Source organism: Pseudomonas sp. NBRC 111130 (assembly GCF_001320485.1).
GTDB classification, from domain to species: domain Bacteria; phylum Pseudomonadota; class Gammaproteobacteria; order Pseudomonadales; family Pseudomonadaceae; genus Aquipseudomonas; species Aquipseudomonas vlassakiae.
On the sequence record NZ_BCBG01000020.1, the window covers coordinates 49,349 to 69,295 of the forward strand.

General features: G+C 63.9%; 14 protein-coding genes. 11 read left to right on the forward strand and 3 right to left on the reverse strand.

Annotated elements, in window-relative coordinates; translation table 11 throughout:
- Window positions 1–103: 103 nt before the first annotated feature.
- The 5 genes from APH33_RS11750 (at window position 104) to APH33_RS11770 (ending at window position 6,229) form a co-directional block, all read left to right on the forward strand.
- The gene (locus tag APH33_RS11750; protein WP_054885299.1) at window positions 104–1,150 is read left to right on the forward strand and encodes a LacI family DNA-binding transcriptional regulator; all 1,047 of its coding nucleotides are present in this window, start codon (window positions 104–106) and stop codon (window positions 1,148–1,150) included.
- Between the two features lie 108 nt (window positions 1,151–1,258).
- Window positions 1,259–2,191, forward strand: coding sequence for a LysR substrate-binding domain-containing protein (locus tag APH33_RS11755; RefSeq protein ID WP_054885300.1), 933 nt, complete (start codon window positions 1,259–1,261; stop codon window positions 2,189–2,191).
- A 115-nt stretch (window positions 2,192–2,306) separates the two neighbouring features.
- Window positions 2,307–3,752, forward strand: coding sequence for an FAD-dependent tricarballylate dehydrogenase TcuA (gene tcuA, locus APH33_RS11760; protein ID WP_054885301.1), 1,446 nt, complete (start codon window positions 2,307–2,309; stop codon window positions 3,750–3,752).
- Complete coding sequence (gene tcuB, locus APH33_RS11765) at window positions 3,739–4,899, forward strand: tricarballylate utilization 4Fe-4S protein TcuB (RefSeq protein ID WP_054885302.1); 1,161 nt, start codon at window positions 3,739–3,741, stop codon at window positions 4,897–4,899. The genes tcuA and tcuB overlap by 14 nt, the downstream gene beginning before the upstream one ends.
- A gap of 37 nt (window positions 4,900–4,936) precedes the next feature.
- On the forward strand, window positions 4,937–6,229 hold the full coding sequence (locus APH33_RS11770) for an MFS transporter (RefSeq protein WP_054885303.1): 1,293 nt from the start codon (window positions 4,937–4,939) through the stop codon (window positions 6,227–6,229).
- 32 nt (window positions 6,230–6,261) lie between these two features.
- On the opposite strand, the gene APH33_RS11775 is transcribed toward APH33_RS11770, so the two are convergent.
- Window positions 6,262–7,386 carry an MFS transporter gene (locus APH33_RS11775; RefSeq protein ID WP_054885330.1) on the reverse strand — a complete coding sequence of 375 codons (1,125 nt, stop codon included), beginning with the start codon at window positions 7,384–7,386 and terminating at the stop codon, window positions 6,262–6,264.
- A 352-nt stretch (window positions 7,387–7,738) separates the two neighbouring features.
- Here APH33_RS11775 and mexE point away from each other — a divergent pair, with 352 nt between their 5' ends.
- The 4 genes from mexE (at window position 7,739) to APH33_RS11795 (ending at window position 14,809) form a co-directional block, all read left to right on the forward strand.
- Window positions 7,739–8,980 (forward strand): multidrug efflux RND transporter periplasmic adaptor subunit MexE, encoded by a 1,242-nt coding sequence (mexE, locus tag APH33_RS11780; protein ID WP_054885304.1) that lies wholly within the window; start codon window positions 7,739–7,741, stop codon window positions 8,978–8,980.
- Window positions 8,981–8,992: 12 nt separating this feature from the next.
- On the forward strand, window positions 8,993–12,172 hold the full coding sequence (locus APH33_RS11785; RefSeq protein ID WP_054885305.1) for an efflux RND transporter permease subunit: 3,180 nt from the start codon (window positions 8,993–8,995) through the stop codon (window positions 12,170–12,172).
- Complete coding sequence (locus APH33_RS11790; protein ID WP_054885306.1) at window positions 12,169–13,587, forward strand: efflux transporter outer membrane subunit; 1,419 nt, start codon at window positions 12,169–12,171, stop codon at window positions 13,585–13,587. The genes APH33_RS11785 and APH33_RS11790 overlap by 4 nt, the downstream gene beginning before the upstream one ends.
- Before the next feature lie 166 nt (window positions 13,588–13,753).
- The gene (locus tag APH33_RS11795; protein WP_054885307.1) at window positions 13,754–14,809 is read left to right on the forward strand and encodes a tetratricopeptide repeat protein; all 1,056 of its coding nucleotides are present in this window, start codon (window positions 13,754–13,756) and stop codon (window positions 14,807–14,809) included.
- A 35-nt stretch (window positions 14,810–14,844) separates the two neighbouring features.
- Here APH33_RS11795 and APH33_RS11800 read toward each other — a convergent pair whose 3' ends face one another.
- On the reverse strand, window positions 14,845–16,911 hold the full coding sequence (locus APH33_RS11800) for a response regulator (RefSeq protein ID WP_371263249.1): 2,067 nt from the start codon (window positions 16,909–16,911) through the stop codon (window positions 14,845–14,847).
- A 220-nt stretch (window positions 16,912–17,131) separates the two neighbouring features.
- On the opposite strand from APH33_RS11800, the gene APH33_RS11805 reads away from it, so the two are divergent.
- Both APH33_RS11805 and APH33_RS11810 read left to right on the forward strand, forming a co-directional pair.
- Window positions 17,132–17,818, forward strand: coding sequence for a type 1 glutamine amidotransferase domain-containing protein (locus APH33_RS11805; protein ID WP_054885308.1), 687 nt, complete (start codon window positions 17,132–17,134; stop codon window positions 17,816–17,818).
- Window positions 17,819–17,950: 132 nt separating this feature from the next.
- Window positions 17,951–18,757, forward strand: coding sequence for a CSS-motif domain-containing protein (locus tag APH33_RS11810; RefSeq protein WP_054885309.1), 807 nt, complete (start codon window positions 17,951–17,953; stop codon window positions 18,755–18,757).
- Window positions 18,758–18,773: 16 nt separating this feature from the next.
- On the opposite strand, the gene hppD is transcribed toward APH33_RS11810, so the two are convergent.
- A complete protein-coding gene (gene hppD / locus APH33_RS11815; protein WP_054885310.1) occupies window positions 18,774–19,850 on the reverse strand; it encodes a 4-hydroxyphenylpyruvate dioxygenase in 1,077 nt (358 codons plus the stop codon).
- Window positions 19,851–19,947: the final 97 nt, after the last annotated feature.

A 19,947-nucleotide genomic window follows, 5' to 3' on the forward strand; every position in this document is an offset into this window, starting at 1 on the left:
GCAGGTCAAATACTTAAAAATACGATTTATATTCCATAAAGCTATTTGGCATATCCGCCTTCGTTAGCGCTACCATCGCGGCATTTCTCATCGAGGCCAGCCTGTGAGCCAAGCCAAGGAACCCACCCGCAAGCGCCGTGGCGCGGGCCGTGTCACGCTCGCGGAGGTGGCGCGGGCCGCCGACGTGTCCGCCATCAGCGTGTCGCGCTACTTCAACCAGCCCGGGCAGGTATCCCCACCTCTGCGCGAACGCATCGAGGCCGCGGTACAAGCGCTAGGTTATGTGCCCAACCTGGTGGCGGGAGGCCTCGCCTCTGCCCGTGGCCGTATCGTCGGCATGGTCATTCCGAACATTTCCGGGCCGATATTCGCGCAGACCATCCAGGCCTTCAGCGACACCTTGACCCGGCATGGCTACCAGCTATTGCTGGCGTCCAGCTATTTCAGCGAGGCCCAGGAAGAAAGCGCCGTGCGGGCCTTTCTCGGCTGGTCGCCGGCAGCGCTGGTGGTGACCAGCCATTTCCACAGCCCGGCCACCGAGAAGATGCTCACCGAGGCCGAAGTACCGGTGGTGGAAATCTGGGACTATCGCCCGGAACGGTCCCCGCTGCAGGTTGGCTTCCGCCATCACCAGGTGGGTGTGCAGGCGTGTCGCTATCTGCTGGGCAAGGGCCACCGGCGCATAGCCTTCGTGCAGAACAGCGCGGCTGGTGACCTCAGCGCGCTGGAGCGGCGCGATGGCTATATCGAAGCACTGCGTGAAGCCGGGCTCGAGCCGTGGGTTTTCGTGCCGTCGACTGACTGCGCGCCGTTTGAAGCCGGCAAGCAGGCCATGGAGGCACTGATCCGTCGCGACCCTCGTCCTGACGCGATCATCTTCGCCAACGACAACCTGGCCGCCGGCGCACTCCTGGCCGGCCAACGTGCCGGGCTGCGCTTGCCCGAGGACATGGCCATCGTCGGTTTTGGCGACTATCCCTTCGCCGAAATGCTGTTACCCAGCCTGACCACCTTGCGGCCCCCGTCGCGGCAAATTGGCGAATTGGCAGCCATGCGGGTGTTGCAGCATCTGGGATGCGTGGCCCATGAGGGTGAAGTGGAACGCTTGAACCTGCTGCAATGCGAATTGATTATCCGCGAAAGCGCATGATCCGGTAACGGCAGTTGCGGCCGCAGGGCACCGAGCACAAGCCTGACGCAGCAGGCACGTTACACTAACGCCCAACCCTCATTTCCTCTGCTTTCCTCAGGAGCCCCCTTGGAACTCAGGCAACTGCGCTACTTCATCAAGATCATCGAACACGGCAGCCTCGGCCGCGCCGCGCTCGAACTGGAGGTCGGCGTCTCTGCCCTGAGCCAGCAGATCGCCAAGCTTGAAAGCGAGCTGTGCACCCGCCTGCTCAACCGCAGCAGCACAGGTGTCACGCCAACCAGCGCCGGCATGGCGTTTCTGCACCATGCCCAACTCAGCCTGCGCCAGGCCGAGAACGCCGTCCTGGCTGCCCACCGTGGGCGCATGAGCGGCTATGTCACCGTCGGCCTGCCACCGACCACAGCGACCGTGCTCGCGCTGCCGCTGATCAGTGCCATGCGCGAGCGCTACCCCGACATCCAGCTGCACCTGGTGGAGATGCTCTCCGGGCACCTCGCCGCGCAGCTCAACGCCCGGCAGATCGACCTTGCGATCCTGTTCCAGCTCGAGGGTGGCAAACGCTGGAGCGTGACGCCGCTGCTGGATGAAAAGCTATTCGTCATCAGCCCGCCACAGCTGGCCCATGCGCCGGGAAACAGTGTGCAACTGGCCGACCTGGGCCAGCTGCCGCTGGTCATGCCCAGTGCCCAGCATGGGCTGCGCTCGACCCTGATGACCGCATTCGAACGCTCCGGCCTGGTGCCCAACATCATCATGGAGGTCGATGGCCTGGCCGTGCTGATGAACGCCGTGCGTGCAGGCCATGCGGCGACCATCCAGCCCGGAGCCGCAGCGGCGCTGAGCGGTGAAAGCGGGCTGCGGGTCGCGCAGATCAGCGACGCCCACGTTGGCCGGCGCAACCTGCTGGCGACCCTGGCGGAGGATGAGCTGTCCCCTGCCGCGCTGGCCGCACGCCGGGTGATCATCGACGTTGCTCACCAGGTGGTCAGCCAGCGGCAATGGCCGGGGGCGACCTGGATCGAAGAGGCAAGCCTTTAGTAAAACTGAACACCTCATGCCGTAACCCGCCTTTCGGCGCCTCGCCGACCGCCCTATTTTCTGCTCACTCGCAAGGGGCTCTCTGTTCATGCCTCCTTGCGACCGAGGAGCGAAAATGATCGATGTTCTTGTAATCGGCGGCGGCAACGCCGCCCTCTGCGCCGCGCTGATGGCCCGTGAGGCCGGCGCCAGCGTCATGCTGCTGGAAGCCGCGCCCAAGGCCTGGCGTGGCGGCAATTCGCAACACACCCGCAACCTGCGCTGCATGCACGACGCGCCCCAGGATGTGCTGGTCGACGCCTACCCCGAAGAGGAATACTGGCAAGACCTGCTCAAGGTCACCGGCGGGCTGACCAACGAAAAACTCGCGCGCATCGCCATTCGTGCCTCCTCCAGCTGCCGCGACTGGATGCGCAGCCACGGTGTGCATTTTCAGCCGCCGCTGTCCGGCGCCCTGCATGTGGCGCGGACCAACGCGTTCTTCATGGGTGGCGGCAAGGCCTTGGTGAACGCCTATTTCCGCAGTGCCGAACGGCTCGGCGTGCAGGTGCGCTACAACGCCCAAGTCTGCGATATCGAGCTGCAAGACGGCAGGTTCGTCGCCGCTCACCTGCCGGCCCGTGAGGTCGAGGGCCGGCAACTACCAGCAGAACGCATCCAGGCCAAGGCCTGTGTGCTGGCGGCGGGTGGCTTCGAGTCCAATCGCGAGTGGTTGCGTGAAGCCTGGGGCCAGAACGCCCGTGGCGAATGGCCGTCGGACAACTTCCTGATCCGCGGCACGCGCTTCAACACCGGCATCCTGCTCAAGCGCCTGGGCGAACTCGGCGCCGATATCATCGGCGACCCGACCCAGGCGCACATGGTCGCCATCGACGCCCGCGCACCGCTGTATGACGGCGGTATCTGCACCCGTATCGACTGCGTGTCGCTGGGCGTGGTGGTCAATCGCGACGGCGAACGCTTCTATGACGAGGGCGAAGACTTCTGGCCCAAGCGTTATGCCATCTGGGGCCGCCTGGTAGCTGGCCAGCCGGGCCAGCAGGCCTATTCGATCATCGACCAGCAGGCCATCGGCCGTTTCATGCCACCGGTGTTCCCAGGCACCACGGCCAACTCCCTGACGGAACTGGCGCGCGAGCTGGGCCTGCCAGAAGCGCCGTTTTGCCAGACCATCGAGGCGTTCAACCATGCCTGCCAGGTCGGCACGTTCGACCATACCGCGCTCGACGACTGCCACACCGCCGGCCTGACCCCGGCCAAGACCCACTGGGCCCGCCCGCTGGTCAAGCCACCGTTCTACGCCTACCCGCTCAAGCCAGGCGTCACCTTCACATACCTGGGCCTGGGGACAGACGAAAGCGCTGCGGTGCATTTCGCCGGCAAGCCCAGCCCCAACCTTTTCGTCGCAGGAGAAATGATGGCCGGTAACGTACTGGGCAAGGGCTACACCGCCGGTATCGGCATGGCCATCGGCACGGCTTTCGGCCGCATTGCCGGTGTCCAGGCGGCTGCCAGCGCAGGCTTTGTCGACTCCCGGGAGGCACGTCATGCAGCTGTTTGATCCGCAGGCCCAGAAAAGCGAACTGATCCCGGTGCTGAACGTGCACGAAAGCGAAGTGCAACGGCAAATGAGCATCTGCAATGCCTGCCGCTACTGTGAAGGGTTCTGCGCGGTGTTTCCGGCGATGACCCGGCGCCTGGAATTTAACCAGGCCGACATCCACTACCTGGCCAACCTGTGCCACAACTGCGGCGCGTGCTTGCATGCCTGCCAGTACGCCGCACCCCATGCGTTCGAAGTCAATGTGCCCAAGGCCATGGCCAGGGTGCGCCTCGACACCTATGCCGAATACGCCTGGCCCCGTGCCCTGGGCCGGCTGTACCAACGCAATGGCCTGACGCTGGCGCTGGCCAGCGGCTTCGGCCTGGTACTGTTCCTGTGCCTGACATTGCTGGCCATGGGCAACCTGTTCACGCCAATGCCCGGCGGCAACTTCTACGGGATCTTCCCGCACAACACCCTGGCAATGATGTTCGGCGCGGTGTTCGGCTTTGCGGTCATCGCCCTGGGCCTGGGCGTGCGGCGGTTCTGGCGCGACGTATCGCCCCCTGCGGCAGGCGTCGGGCTGAAGACCGCCGCAGCCCTGGAGGCGACGGCCAGCGTGGCCAAGCTTAAGTATCTGGACGGTGGCCACGGCGAAGGCTGCAACAACGCCGATGACCGCTTCACCCTGTGGCGCCGGCGCTTTCACCACCTGACCTTCTACGGCTTCCTGCTGTGCCTGGCCGCGACCGGCACCGCGACGCTCTACCACTACCTGCTGGGCGTGGCGGCGCCTTACCCGGTGCTGAGCCTGCCGGTCTTGCTGGGTATTGCCGGCGGTCTCGGCCTGCTGGCAGGCCCCGCCGGCTTGCTCTACCTCAACCTGCGGCGCAACCCCAACCACGGCGACGCCGAGCAGAAGCCCATGGATCGCGGCTTCATCGCCCTGCTGTTGCTGGTCAGCGCCAGCGGCCTGGCGCTGCTGGCGTGGCGCGAGACCAGCGCGCTTGGCCTGCTGCTGGCCGTGCACCTGGGGCTGGTGATGGCGTTCTTCCTGACCATGCCTTACAGCAAGTTCGCCCACGGCATCTTCCGCAGCGCGGCGTTGCTCAAGCACGCCATCGAGAAACGCCAGCCCAACCCGATCAATGCCGGCAGCGATTGAACACTCAAAAACAACAAAAGCGAGCAAAACGGTAGCCATGATGAAAACAACAACACAGACCAGGGGCGCCAAGCTGGGCGCCATCCTGCGGGTGACCAGCGGCAACTTCCTCGAACAGTTCGACTTCTTTCTGTTCGGTTTCTATGCCACCTACATATCGCAGACGTTCTTCCCGGCCAGCAGCGAGTTCGCCTCGCTGATGATGACCTTCGCGGTGTTCGGCTCAGGCTTCCTGATGCGCCCGCTGGGCGCCATCGTGCTGGGCGCCTACATCGACAAGGTCGGCCGACGCAAAGGGCTGATCGTGACGCTGTCGATCATGGCCGCAGGTACCGTGCTGATCGCCTTGGTGCCGGGTTACGCCAGCATTGGCATCCTCGCCCCGTTGCTGGTGCTGCTGGGCCGACTTTTGCAGGGCTTTTCCGCTGGCGCCGAGCTGGGCGGTGTTTCGGTCTACCTCTCGGAGATCGCCACGCCGGGGCGCACCGGTTTCTTCACCAGCTGGCAGTCGGCGAGCCAGCAAGTGGCGATCGTCGTGGCGGCAGCGCTGGGCTATAGCCTCAATGCCTGCATGGCCACCAGCGAAGTGGCAGCCTGGGGCTGGCGCATTCCGTTCTTCATCGGCTGCGTGATCATCCCGTTCATCTTCATCATCCGCCGCTCGCTGCAGGAGACCGACGCGTTCAAGGCCCGCGGGCACCACCCGGGCGCTGCCGAAGTGTTCCGCTCGATGTGCGACAACTGGCGCACGGTGCTGGCGGGCGGGCTGCTGGCGGCCATGACCACCACGACGTTCTACCTGATCACGGTCTACACCCCGACCTTCGGCAAGACCGTGCTGCAACTGAGCACTACCGACAGCCTGGTGGTAACCCTGCTGGTGGGGGTCAGCAACTTCATCTGGCTGCCCATCGGCGGCGCGCTCTCCGATCGCATCGGCCGGCGCCCGCAGCTGTTGGCGATTTCCCTACTGTGCGTACTGACCGCCTACCCGGCCATGCACTGGCTGGCCGAAGCCGCCAGCTTCGAGCGCCTGCTTGCAGTGTTGCTGTACTTCTCGTTCTTCTTCGGGATGTACAACGGCGCCATGGTCGCGGCGCTGACCGAGGTGATGCCGGCGAACGTGCGGGTGGTTGGTTTCTCGCTGGCCTTCAGCCTGGCCACCGCGCTGTTCGGCGGCTTCACGCCAGCGGTCTCGACGCTGTTGGTGCAGGCCACCGGGGACAAAGCGTCGCCGGCCTACTGGCTGATGTTCGCAGCGGTCTGCGGGTTCACCGCGACCACCGTGCTGTATCGTCGAGCCAAGCCAGTAGCAGCGCGTAGCTGCTGAACCTCGGTAGCCAACCGGTAGTGCCAGCAGCCTCAGCTGCTGGTTCGCACCCGATGCATCAGCGTGCCCACCAGCAGCACATTGGTCAGCGCCAGCAGGCACAAGGTCAACAACACCCCCATCGAGCCAAAGTGCTCGAACAGAAAGCCCCCCACCACGGGCGTGAGTGCCTGCCCGATCAGCGACGGCCGCGACATGCGCCCCATCAGCAGCACATATTGCGCAGGAGGCATCATCGCCAGCGGCAACAGCCCGCGTACGATCGCCCGCAGGCCATTGCCGCAGCCGAACACCAGCAAGCCTACCGCCGTAGCTGCCGGGATAAAGGTCACCATCAGCAAACCGATCAACACCAGGCTCACCCAGGCGAGCGCGGTCCAGATCGGGTGACGCTTGCCCGCCAGAATCTGCAACACCCGCGACGCCACCTGGCTGGGCCCGAGCATCGCCGCCAGGCCGATGGCCACCGGCAGCGAATGACCCAACCCCTGAAGGACGGCCACCAGCTGTACGGCGATGGCGGTCATGATGATCGCGCCAATGGCGAACATGCTGGTCAGCAGCCAGTAGAGCTGGCGGTCGACGCCAAGGGTTTCGCCTTTTGCCGGCGTCTTGGCGGGGACTTCAACCCGGCCACCTGCGGGTAGCACTCGCCAGTACAGCGGCGCCACCACCACCATCAGCACCAGTGCATAGCACACGCACGTCGCCCGCCAGCCGAAGTGTTCAATGGCCAGGGCCACGGTCGGCCAGGACAGTGTCGAAGCGAAGCCGGCAATCAGCGTGATGCCGGTAATGGCCTTGCCCGCGCCTTCGCCGTACAACCCGCCGAGGGTGGCGAACAGCGCTTCATACAAACCCATGGCCATGCCAATGCCGATCACCGCCCAGGCCAGCAGGAACAGGCCGAGGGTGTGGCTGGCGGCCATGATCAGCAACCCCACTGCCACCACCGCGCCGCTGGCGGCCATTTGCGGGCGACCGCCGTAGCGGGCGACCAGCCGGCTGGACAACGGGGCCAACAGCGCCGAAACCATCAGGCTCAGGGACAGCGCGCCGTAGACCCATTGGCTGGGCCAGCCGGTGTCGCGGCTGATCGGGTCGGCCATCACTGCCATGAGGAAGAACGAGCCGCCCCAGACCAGGATTTGCAGCACGCCGAGGAGGACGATGCTGAGGGGGCCGGGCAGGCGGTGGTAAGTGTGCAAGGTGGGGCCTATTTCAGTCGCTGTGCGGGGGGGCTGCACGGGCCTGTTCGCGGGCACGCCCGCTCCCACAGGGACCGCACTTCTTTCAGAGCTGGTGCAGGACCTGCGGGAGCGGGCGTGCCCGCGAAAAGGCCAGTACAGCCTTAGAGAGCTTACCCGCAGTCACCGTCACATGCCCGCCATCGATGTTGGATGCGGACATATCATTGCGCGTGATAATAGCTTTCGCTCCGTTCGATTCGTGCGTCGCGCGCAAGACACTCACACTCCGCCCACTACTAATACATTGGCGGAGTTCTCCATGGATCACTCACTCAAACCCTTGCGCTTCCCCCTTGCTGCCCTGGCAGTGGTGGTGCTCAGCGCTTGTGGCCGCACCCCCGACGCCGTGCAGGCTCCCGCCGCGCCCAAGGTCAGCGTCGCCAAGGTCATCGAGCAGCCGATCAACGAATGGGACGAGTTCACCGGCCGCCTGGAAGCACCGGAAACCGTCGAAGTGCGGCCACGGGTCTCCGGCCAGATTGACCTGGTGGCCTTCACCGAAGGCGCCCAGGTGAAGAAAGGCGACCTGCTGTTCCAGATCGACCCGCGCCCGTTCCAGGCTGAAGTCCGTCGCCTCGAAGCCCAGTTGCAACAGGCCAAGGCCACCGCCATCCGCAGCGCCAACGAAGCCCGCCGTGGCGAGCGCCTGCGTGACAGCAACGCCATTTCCGCCGAGCTGGCCGAGTCGCGCAGCAGCGCCGCTGCCGAAGCCCGCGCCGGCGTCGACGCGATCCAGGCCCAGCTCGACCTGGCCCGCCTGAACCTCAGCTTCACCCGCGTCACCGCGCCGATCAGCGGGCGTGTCAGCCGTGCCGAATTCACCGCCGGCAACATCGTCACCGCCGATGTCACGCCACTGACCAGCGTAGTGTCCACCGACAAGGTGTACGCCTACTTCGACGCCGACGAGCGCGTGTACCTGAAGTACACCCAGCTGGCGCGCGAAGGCCAGCGCGGCCAGAGCACCCCGGTGTACCTGGGCCTGACCAACGAAACCGGCAACCCGCACCTGGGGCAGATGAACTTCGTCGACAACCAGGTCAACCCGCGCACCGGCACCATCCGCGGCCGCGCCGTGTTCGACAACCGTGACGGCCAGTTCACCCCGGGCCTGTATGCACGCCTGAAACTGGTGGGTAGCGCCCAGTACGACGCCGTGCTGATCAACGACGAAGCGGTCGGCACCGACCTTGGCAAGAAGTTCGTGCTGGTCATGGACAAGGACAACAACGCCGCCTACCGCGCCGTGGAACTGGGGCCGAAGCTCGAAGGCCTGCGCATCGTCCGTAGCGGCCTGGCCAAAGACGACCGCATCGTGGTCAAGGGCCTGCAGCGCGTGCGCCCTGGCTCGCCGGTGACCCCGGAAGAAACCCCGATGGCCAGTGAACAGACCCTCGCCGCCCTCGCCCAGCAGCGCCAGGCCCTGGAGGCCAGCAACCCGGCGCCTAAAGTGGCCGGCTCCACTGAAAAAGTCGCCAGCGCCCAGGCGCCACGCGGTTAAGGGACCCCACCGATGAACTTCTCGAAATTCTTCATTACCCGGCCGATCTTCGCCGCGGTGCTGTCGCTGGTGCTGCTGATCGCCGGTTCGATCTCGCTGTTCCAGCTGCCGATCAGCGAATACCCCGAGGTGGTACCGCCGACCGTGGTAGTGCGCGCCAACTTCCCTGGTGCCAACCCCAAGGTCATCGGCGAGACCGTCGCCGCGCCGCTGGAGCAGGCTATCACCGGTGTCGAGAACATGCTGTACATGTCCTCGCAGTCCACTGCCGACGGCAAGCTGACCCTGACCATCACCTTTGCCCTGGGCACCGACCTGGACAACGCCCAGGTGCAGGTGCAGAACCGTGTCACCCGCACCCAGCCCAAGCTGCCGGAGGAAGTGACGCGAATCGGCATCACCGTCGACAAGGCTTCGCCTGACCTGACCATGGTCGTGCACCTGACCTCGCCGGACAACCGCTACGACATGCTCTACCTGTCCAACTACGCCATCCTCAACATCAAGGATGAGTTGGCGCGCCTGGGCGGCGTCGGTGACGTGCAGCTGTTCGGCATGGGTGACTACTCGCTGCGCGTGTGGCTCGACCCGAACAAGACCGCGTCGCGAAACCTGACCGCCAGCGATGTGGTGGCCGCGATTCGCGAGCAGAACCGCCAGGTCGCCGCCGGCCAGCTGGGCGCCCCGCCCGCCCCCGGCTCTACCAGCTTCCAGCTGTCGATCAACACCCAGGGCCGCCTGGTCAACGAGGAAGAATTCGAGAACATCATCATCCGCGCAGGTGCCGATGGCGAAATCACGCGCCTGAAGGACATTGCCCGGGTCGAGCTGGGCTCCAGCCAGTACGCCCTGCGTTCGCTGCTGAACAACCAGCCGGCGGTGGCTATCCCGATCTTCCAGCGGCCAGGCTCCAACGCCATCGAAATCTCCGACGAAGTGCGGGCCAAGATGGCCGAGCTGAAGAAGGACTTCCCGCAAGGCATGGACTACAGCATCGTCTATGACCCGACCGTGTTCGTCCGTGGTTCCATCGAAGCCGTGGTGCACACGCTGTTCGAAGCGCTGGTGCTGGTGGTGCTGGTGGTGATCCTGTTCCTGCAGACCTGGCGCGCCTCGATCATCCCGCTGATAGCTGTACCCGTCTCGCTGATCGGTACCTTCGCGGTCATGCACCTGTTCGGCTTCTCGCTCAACGCGCTGTCGCTGTTCGGCCTGGTGCTGGCCATCGGTATCGTGGTGGACGACGCCATCGTCGTGGTGGAGAACGTCGAGCGGAACATAGGGCTGGGGTTGAAACCCCTGGAAGCCACGCAAAAAGCCATGAGCGAAGTGACCGGGCCGATCATCGCCACGGCGCTGGTGCTGTGCGCGGTGTTCGTACCGGCGGCATTCATTTCCGGCCTGACCGGGCAGTTCTACAAGCAGTTCGCCTTGACCATCGCCATTTCTACCGTGATCTCGGCGTTCAACTCGCTGACCTTGTCGCCAGCGCTGGCTGCCGTGCTGCTGAAAGACCACCATGCGCCGAAAGACCGCTTCTCGCGGTTCCTCGAGCGGCTGCTGGGCAGCTGGCTGTTTGCCCCATTCAACCGCTTCTTCGACCGCGCCAGCCACGGCTACGTCGGCGGCGTACGCCGGGTCATCCGCTCCAGCGGCATCGCCCTGTTCGTCTATGCCGGCCTGATGGGCCTGACCTACCTGGGCTTTGCCTCCACGCCGACCGGTTTCGTGCCGGCGCAGGACAAGCAGTACCTGGTGGCGTTCGCCCAGCTGCCCGACGCCGCCAGCCTCGACCGTACCGAGGCGGTGATCAAGCGCATGAGCGAAATCGCCCTGGAGCAACCGGGCGTAGCCGATTCGGTAGCCTTCCCGGGCCTGTCGATCAACGGCTTCACCAACAGCCCGAACAGCGGCATCGTGTTCACCCCGCTCAAGCCGTTCGACGAGCGCAAGGACCCGAGCCAGTCGGCTGCGGCGATTGCCGCCGCGCTGAACGCCAAGTTCGCCGACATCCAGGACGCCTACATCGCGATCTTCCCGCCTCCGCCGGTGCAAGGCCTGGGCACCATCGGCGGCTTCCGCCTGCAGATCGAGGACCGCGGCAACCTGGGCTACGAAGCGCTGTACAAGGAAACCCAGAACATCATCGCCAAGAGCCACAACGTGCCGGAACTGGCGGGCCTGTTCACCAGCTACCAGGTCAACGTGCCGCAGGTCGATGCCGCCATCGACCGGGAAAAAGCCAAGACCCACGGCGTGGCGATTACCGACATCTTCGACACCTTGCAGGTTTACCTGGGCTCGCTGTACACCAACGACTTCAACCGCTTTGGCCGCACCTACCAGGTCAACGTCCAGGCCGAGCAGCAGTTCCGCCTCGATGCCGAACAGATCGGCCAGTTGAAGGTGCGCAACAACCTGGGCGAGATGATTCCGCTGGCGACCTTCCTCAAGGTCAGCGACACCTCCGGGCCTGACCGGGTAATGCACTACAACGGCTTCATCACCGCCGAGATCAATGGTGCCGCAGCCCCAGGCTACAGCTCCGGCCAGGCCGAGGCGGCGATCGAGAAGCTGCTCAAGCAGGAACTGCCCAACGGCATGACCTTCGAGTGGACCGACCTGACCTACCAGCAGATCCTCTCGGGCAATACCGCGCTGTTCGTGTTCCCGCTGTGCGTGCTGCTGGCCTTTCTGGTGCTGGCCGCCCAGTACGAGAGCTGGAGCCTGCCGCTGGCGGTGATCCTGATCGTACCGATGACCCTGCTGTCGGCCATCACCGGGGTGATCGTGTCGGGTGGCGACAACAACATCTTCACCCAGATCGGCCTGATCGTGCTGGTGGGCCTGGCATGCAAGAACGCGATTCTGATCGTCGAGTTCGCCAAGGATGAACAGGCCAAGGGCCTCGACCCGCTGGCTGCGGTGCTGGAAGCCTGCCGCCTGCGCCTGCGGCCGATCCTGATGACCTCGATCGCCTTCATCATGGGCGTGGTACCGCTGGTGTTCAGCTCCGGTGCCGGCTCGGAAATGCGCCATGCCATGGGTGTGGCGGTGTTCTCGGGGATGATCGGCGTGACTTTGTTCGGCCTGTTCCTGACCCCGGTGTTCTTCTTCCTGATCCGCCGTTTCGTCGAGCGTCGCCAGGCCCGCAAGGCCGAACACGCGCCTGTGCTGGAGAACCATGCATGAACCTGCTCAAACCCCTGACCCCGAGCCTGCTGGCGCTGGCCCTGGCAGCCTGCGCGGTCGGCCCGGACTACAAGGCCCCGGACACCGAAGCTGCGCAGTTCGACAGCACGGATGTGCAGGCCAAGGCCTTCGACCGCAGCCGCTTCGAAAGCGTGTGGTGGAAGCAGTTCGACGACCCGGTGCTGAACCAGCTGGTGCAGGCATCGCTGGACGGCAACCGCGACCTGCGCGTGGCCTTCGCCCGGCTCAAGTCGGCACGGGCGATTCGTGATGACGCCGCCAATGACCAGTTCCCCGTGGTTACCAGCCGCGCCAGCAGCGAGATCGGCAAGGGCCAGATTCCCGGTCAGACCACCCAGCGGGTCAATCAGGAACGCTACGACCTGGGCCTGGACATGGCCTGGGAGCTTGACCTGTTCGGCCGCATCCAGCGCCAGATCGAAGCCAGCGAAGCCCAGGAAGCAGCGGCCCAGGCCGACCTGCAACAGCTGCAGGTGAGCCTGATCGCTGAGCTGGTGGACGCCTATGGCCAGCTGCGCGGGGCGCAACTGCGCGAAAAGATCGCCATGGCCAACCTCAAGACCCAGCAGGAGTCTCGCAGTATCACGCTGACCCTGCGCGACGCCGGGGTTGGCAACGATCTCGACGTCGTCCGTGCCGATGCCCGCCTGGCGGGGGTCGAGGCCACCGTGCCGCAGTTGCAGGCCGAACAGGCCCGAGCGCGGCACCGCATCGCCACCCTGCTCGGGCAGCGCCCGGACGCGCTGAGCGTCGACCTGTCGCCCAAGGCCTTGCCGGCGATCGCCAAGGCCTTGCCGGTGGGCGACCCGGCCGAGTTGCTGCGCCGCCGCCCGGATATCCGCAGCGCCGAACGCCAGCTGGCCGCCGCCACCGCCAATGTCGGCGTAGCCACTGCCGACCTGTTCCCGCGGGTAAGCCTCAGCGGCTTCCTTGGCTTTACCGCCGCCCGTGGCTCACAGATCGGCTCCTCCGCAGCCAATGCCTGGTCGCTGGGGCCGAGCATCACCTGGGCCGCCTTCGACCTGGGCAGCGTGCGGGCCCGCCTGCGCGGGGCCAAGGCTGACGCCGAAGGCGCCCTGGCCAACTATGAACAGCAGGTGCTGCTGGCCCTGGAAGAGTCGGCCAACGCCTTCAGCGACTACGACAAGACCCAGCAGCGGCTGTTGTCGCTGATCCGGCAGAGCGAGGCCAGCCGCAAGGCAGCCGACCTCGCCTCGGTGCGTTACCGCGAGGGCACGGTGGATTACCTGGTGCTGCTCGATGCCGAACGCGAACGCCTGAGCGCCGAAGACGCCCAGGCCCAGGGTGAAGTCGAGCTGTATCGCGGCATCGTCTCGATCTACAAGGCCCTCGGCGGTGGCTGGCAGCCTGAAACCGTCGCCAGCGCCCGCTGATCCTCTGTTTGCAACGACTCCTTTGGTTGGTTCCTCCCCCAACCGTTTGCCCCGCCGGCCTTGGTCTGCGGGGCTTTTTTATGGGCCGCTGGCGACCCGTTCGCTTGCAGCCCAGGGCATTCTGCCCCAAGCTCTGCCTTCCGACCGCCATGGACCGCTGCGTACGATGCCCAGACGCCACCGCTACCTGATCGCCGTGTTGTTGCTGATCCTGGTGTCGCTCGCCATCGTTTTCCTGCGCCGGGACGACAAGCCCGCGCCACCGGTGCTGCCGCCACACAGCTACGGCAAGGCACTGCGCCAGGCCCATGACGGCCTGCCAGGTGCCGCCCGGGTGCTTTACCAACAGCTGCAACGCGATGACCTGACGCCGATCCGCCGCGCCGCGCTGTATGCCGAATTACCCAACTACCCCTCGCCGCAAGCGCTCAAGCTGGCGCGCCTGGACCTGGAAAACGAGGACCCGCTGGTGCGTCGCGCAGCCATTGCCAGCATCCGCAAGCTACTGCCGCCCTCTCAGCGCAGCCTGGTGCTGGGGCCGTTGCTGGACGATGACGAACAGAGCGTGCGCTTCGCCGCCGTGGACGCATTGCTCGGTCTCGACCCCGATGCCATCGGCCTGTACTTCGGCCCGTTGCAGAGCGCACTGGAGCAATACCAGCAAGCCCTGGAAAAACAACCCGACGACGCCGAGGCCCAGGTGCATCTGGCGCGCCTGTACTTGCACGAGAACGACTACGATCAGGCCGCCGCTGCCCTGCAGCGCAGCCTCGCGGTGGCCCCGGAAGGCCTCGACGCCCTGGCCACACAGGTGCGCCTTCTGGAGCGCCAGGGCCATCACGAGCAATCCCGCCAGGTGCTGGCCAAGGCCCTGGCGCTGCGTCCGGACTCAGCGTTCCTGCAATACGAGCTGGGGCTCTGGCTGATCCGCCATGATCAGCGTGAATACGCCCTGCTCGCCTTGTCCCGCGCGGTGGAACTGGAGCCGGAGAATGCCGACTATCGCTACACTCTGGCGGTCACCTTGCATGAGCTGGACCAGTCCGATGCTGCGCAAAAACAACTGGAAACCCTGCTCAGCCGCCAGCCAGCCAACCGCCGGGCGCGGGTGCTGCTGATCCAGTACTGGAAAGCGTCCGGCCAGTTGCAGAATGTCCAGGTCTTGCTGGCTGAACTGGAGCGGCAGAACCCGGACGATCCCTTCCTGCAGCAGGGGCTGTGACTGGCATTGGCCAGTGGGTTGCCGAAGGGGCCGGTTCAGTCGCTCAGCATCAGCAGGGCCTGGCTCATCAGGCTGGCCAACGCGAACGGCTTGAGCATCAGCGCCGTGCCGGGCGCCTCGGACAGTTGCGGGTCCAGCGGTTGGTCATTGAACCCGGTGATGAACAGAATTTTCTGCTCCGGCACAAGCATGCGCATCGCCCTGGCGACCTGCCGCCCACTGAAACCTCCGGGCAGGCCGATGTCGGTGATGACCAAGTCGAACGGGCCGTGGTGGCGGAAGCGATCAAGCGCCGAATTCGCATCCCTCGCATCGCACACGTCGAAACCACGTTCCTGCAGATACTCCTTCATCACCGAACGCAGGTTTTCATCATCATCTACCAGCAGCACCCGTTGGCCACTGGCCCGGGTTACCGCCGGAACCGGCTGCGGGGGCTGCTGCGCCACGTGTTCAAAGCATCGCGGAAACAACATGCAGACCTTGAAACCGTGGTCAGGTGCTGATTCAAGCCATACGTGGCCACCCGACTGGCCGACGAAGCCATACACCATCGCCAGGCCCAACCCGGCACCGTGACCCATGGGTTTGGTGGTGAAGAACGGCTCGAATGCCCGCGCCAGATCCACTTGGGGCATACCATGGCCATCGTCGATCACATACAAGGCGACATAGTCACCAGGCGGGACACCTTGGTCGTCGGGGCTCGCCGCCTCGAGGCGCTTGTTGATTGTACGCAACGTCACCACGCCACGGCCAAGGCACGCCTCGCGGGCGTTGGCTAACAGGTTCACCATGGCGGTTTCGAGCTGCGCAACATCCAGGCAGACTGCCCAGGGTTGTACGTCCAGCTCCAAGCCCAGTAGCATTTCAGTGCCCAGCACCTGATGCAACAGCGGTTCCATGGCGGCCAGCTGGCGATTGATGTCTACCGGCTTGGGTGACAGCGGCTGATGACGCGAGAACGCCAGCAGACGGTGTGTGAGCTTCATCGCGCGCTGTACAGAATCGCTGGCCAGGGACACATAACGGTCGATGTGCTCCAGGCACCCTTGCTCCATGCGTCGTTGCAACAACTCCAGGCTGCCGCCAATACCCGACAGCAGGTTGTTCATCTCGTGGGCCATGCCTCCGGCCAGATGGCTGACCGCATCCAGCCGCTCGGTTACCCGTAAAAGGCTATCGGAGTGGCGCAAGATATCTTCATGTTCCTGCGAAATGTCCCGCCCTACGGCCGTCAGCAGCGTGCCGTCGAAACTCGCCGTCCAGCGAAACAACCGGTAGTGCCCGTCCTTGTGGCGTAACCGCGTCTCGAGCTGCTCAAGCCCGCAGTCGTTGACGAACTCCATCACCGCCACCTCAACTTCGGCTCTGTCCGCAGGATGGACCAGTTCCAGGATCGGCTTACCGACCACCTCGCCTTCGGTCCAGCCCAGCACGCGCTGCCAGGTCGGGTTGGCCGCTTGCAGCCGCAGGTCGGCAGTCACGGCGATCATCGCATCGCGAGAAAGTTGCCAGATGTGATCACGATCGGCCAAGACGGACTGGATCATGCGCTCGAACGCCAATGCCTGCTCGCGCCACTGATGATGCGTGTCGACGCTGGCGCTGGTTTCGATCACCGTATGCAGAAACCCGACCACTTCGTGCTGTTCATCGCGTAACGGTGTGTAGCTGAAGACATAGCAGGCTTTGTTGCCCGTTTGCTTGTTCGTCAGCCATAGCGGCTGGTCTTCGCCAAAGATCGCCCCCCCTTCAAGCACCTGGAACACGCAAGGGCCAATGACCTTCCAGGCTTTTGCCCACAGTCTGTCGAACGCCTGCCCCAGGGCGTGACCGTCACATTCGAGCAAACTCGCGTAAGCATCATTGTGAACCACGGTCATCCCGGCGCCCCAGACCACCGCGCAGGGAAACGGCGAAAGCACCATCATGTCGACGGCGATACGCAACGGTGCCTGCCAATGCGGCAGCGGCCCGAGCGGGCTGTAACACCAGTCGAACCGCGTGACCTGCTCAGCCATGCCCGCTGCCGTTGCCGGCCGCGTGGCGAGTTCCATGCCTTGGGCTGAAGGTTTGCGCGGCGTGTCGTTTACCAGCACTGTCGTTTCCACCGTTGCGTTGGGATGAAGATTCCGTTTGCGCATCATCTGCCCGACCATCTGCCACTGCAATAGCTGCGCATCCAGCGTGCGCAGGCACCGACCACCAGCATAGGCCCGTTACCGAAGTAGCGCCTTGGCAAACGGAAGCTATGCTTAACAGGTTTTCCCCGCGCCACTGACCCCATTGCCCCACGACGACAGACCCGGGAGCGAGGTGATGAGCAAGAAGATTCTGGTAGTACTGACCAACACCGCCAAGTACCCGAGCCTGAAGCGGGCCACGGGCCTATGGCTGGGGGAAGCCGTGCACTTTGTCGAGGTCGCGCTGAAAGCTGGGTATGAAGTCGATTATGTGAGCCCGAATGGCGGCTATGTACCCATCGACCCGCATAGCCTGCAAATGGCCCCGGAGCTGGACTGGCAATGGTATGACGACACATCGTTCATGAACCGTCTGGGCGCAACATCAAGCCCAGGCGAGGTCAGGGCAAGTGATTACTGCGCCATCTACTACACGGGCGGCCACGGTGTCATGTACGACTTCCCCGACAACCCGCCATTGCAGGAGCTGGCACGCAGCATCCATGAAAACAACGGCGTGGTTGCCGCGGTCTGTCACGGCGTGGTCGGCCTGTTGAACATCAAGCTCAGCGACAACAGCCTGCTGCTCAAGGACCGGCAGGTCACCGGGTTTTCCAATACCGAAGAAAAACTGGCAGAGCTGGACAAGGTCGTGCCCTTTCTTACCGAGACCGAACTGATTGCCCGGGGCGGCAACTACAGCAAGGCCGACGAGCCGTGGAAGCCGTTCGTGGTTTGCGACGACCGGCTGATTACCGGGCAGAACCCAGCCTCGACGAGCCTGCTGGCCGAGCAGGTCATTGCTGCCCTTTCGCGGCGATGAGTCCTACACCTCAGCAGCGTAGTTCACCAAGCACGCATGGTTATGGATTACAGCAAGTACAGTAATTGATTCATAGGCTCACCACTTGGGCTGCCCATCTCGGGCAGCTTGGAAACTGGGGGCCGAACATTCATGTCGAGAATCAAAACTGCTGGGCAGGGTTTGATAGAACTGTTGCTGACTTTGGCAATAAGCCTGCTGCCGGTCGGCACCGGGCTGATGGTCATGCTTTATCAGCAGGACAAGAAGCTTGAAGAAACCGCACGAATCTCTGTGAAGGAAGCGATCTATTCCGTGGACCTGGCACTGGATCGCATACACGCATCCGCGTCTGCTGCACTGAAGTTGGCAGGGACCGCCTGCGAGAGTGCCCTGCCGCAATTGGTCGATCAGGTCACGAAAGCGCCGCATCTGCGTTCGTTGGCTTTGACCGTTGATCGCCGCACCTATTGCAATACCTTGAAAACGCCTTTTCCACCCGATGACATTTTCCCGGATACTCGTTCGCAATTTCGTCTGGTGCTGGATGCGCCAGCAACACCCAATGCGGTTCTGCTCGCCTATCAGCTGAGTGAGAATAATAAAGGGATCATTGCCACGTCCTATGGCCAGTTGCTGCGCAATGAGTTGCGGGCATTTCAGACGGGGCTGACGTTACTGCTCGAATTTGATGAGTTTTACATCTGGGCCGACGGCGATAGCCGCGATGCAGCGCGCCCATCACAAGTCGAGTTTTACCAGGAGGGGGTCTCGAGCAAGTATGGCTATACCGTCAAGGCAGGCTATGCCCACGGCTATGCGGCACACCAGACACACCAGACATTGAAACAGCTTTTCCCTATCTTGGCGCTGATAGGCGTCATTACCGGCTCGATCACGTACTGGGGCCTGTTCAGGCAACGTCGCCAGCGTGCTCGCAGCGCCGCCAGCAAAGGCTGACGGCGCCAGAATTCACTCATTCGGCATTGAGCACGCCGCGGCGCACCTGGTCACGCTCGATGGACTCGAAGAGGGCTTTGAAGTTGCCTTCACCGAAACCGTCATCCCCTTTACGCTGAATGAATTCGAAGAACACCGGGCCAAGCAGGGTTTCCGAGAAAATCTGCAGCAGCAGGCGCTTGTCACCCGGCTCGGAAGCGCCATCCAGCAGGATGCCACGGGCCTGCAGCTGGTCGACTGGCTCGCCATGCCCTGGCAGGCGCTCTTCGAGCATTTCGTAATAGGTCTGCGGCGGTGCGGTCATGAATCGCATGCCAAGGCCCTTGAGGGCATCCCAGGTCTTGAGCAGGTCATCGGTGAGGAAGGCCACATGCTGGATGCCTTCGCCGTTGAACTGCATCAGGAACTCTTCGATCTGCCCTGCACCCTTGGATGACTCTTCATTGAGCGGAATGCGGATCATGCCGTCAGGCGCGGTCATGGCCTTGGAGGTCAGGCCGGTGTATTCGCCCTTGATATCGAAATAGCGGATCTCGCGGAAATTGAACAGCTTCTCGTAGAAGCCAGCCCAGTAGGCCATGCGCCCGCGATAGACGTTGTGGGTCAGGTGATCGATGATCTTCAAGCCTGCACCCGCCGGGTTGCGATCAACACCCTCGATGAAATTGAAGTCGATATCGTAGATCGAGCTGCCTTCATCGAAACGGTCGATCAGGTAAAGCGGAGCACCACCAATGCCCTTGATGGCCGGCAGGCGCAGTTCCATCGGGCCGGTTTCGATCTCGACTGGCTGGGCGCCCAGCTCCAGGGCCCGGGCGTAGGCTTCATGGGCGTTACGCACACGGAACGCCATGCCGCACACCGACGGGCCATGCTCGGCGGCAAAGTAAGAGGCGATGCTCTTTGGCTCATTGTTGAGGATCAGGTTGATGCCGCCCTGGCGGTACAGGTGCACGTCCTTGGAGCGGTGAGTGGCCACCTTGGTGAAGCCGAGCATCTGGAACACCGGCTCCAGCACGCCTGGTGTCGGCGAAGCCAGTTCGATGAACTCAAAGCCCATCAGGCCCATTGGATTGTCAAAGATATCAGCCATGTTCGTACCCTCATCTGCAGCGGAAATTAATGATTGCGTAGGATGTGGAACGGCGATGGTGGAGAGCATGGGATACCGCGCACGCTGCGGGCGAGGA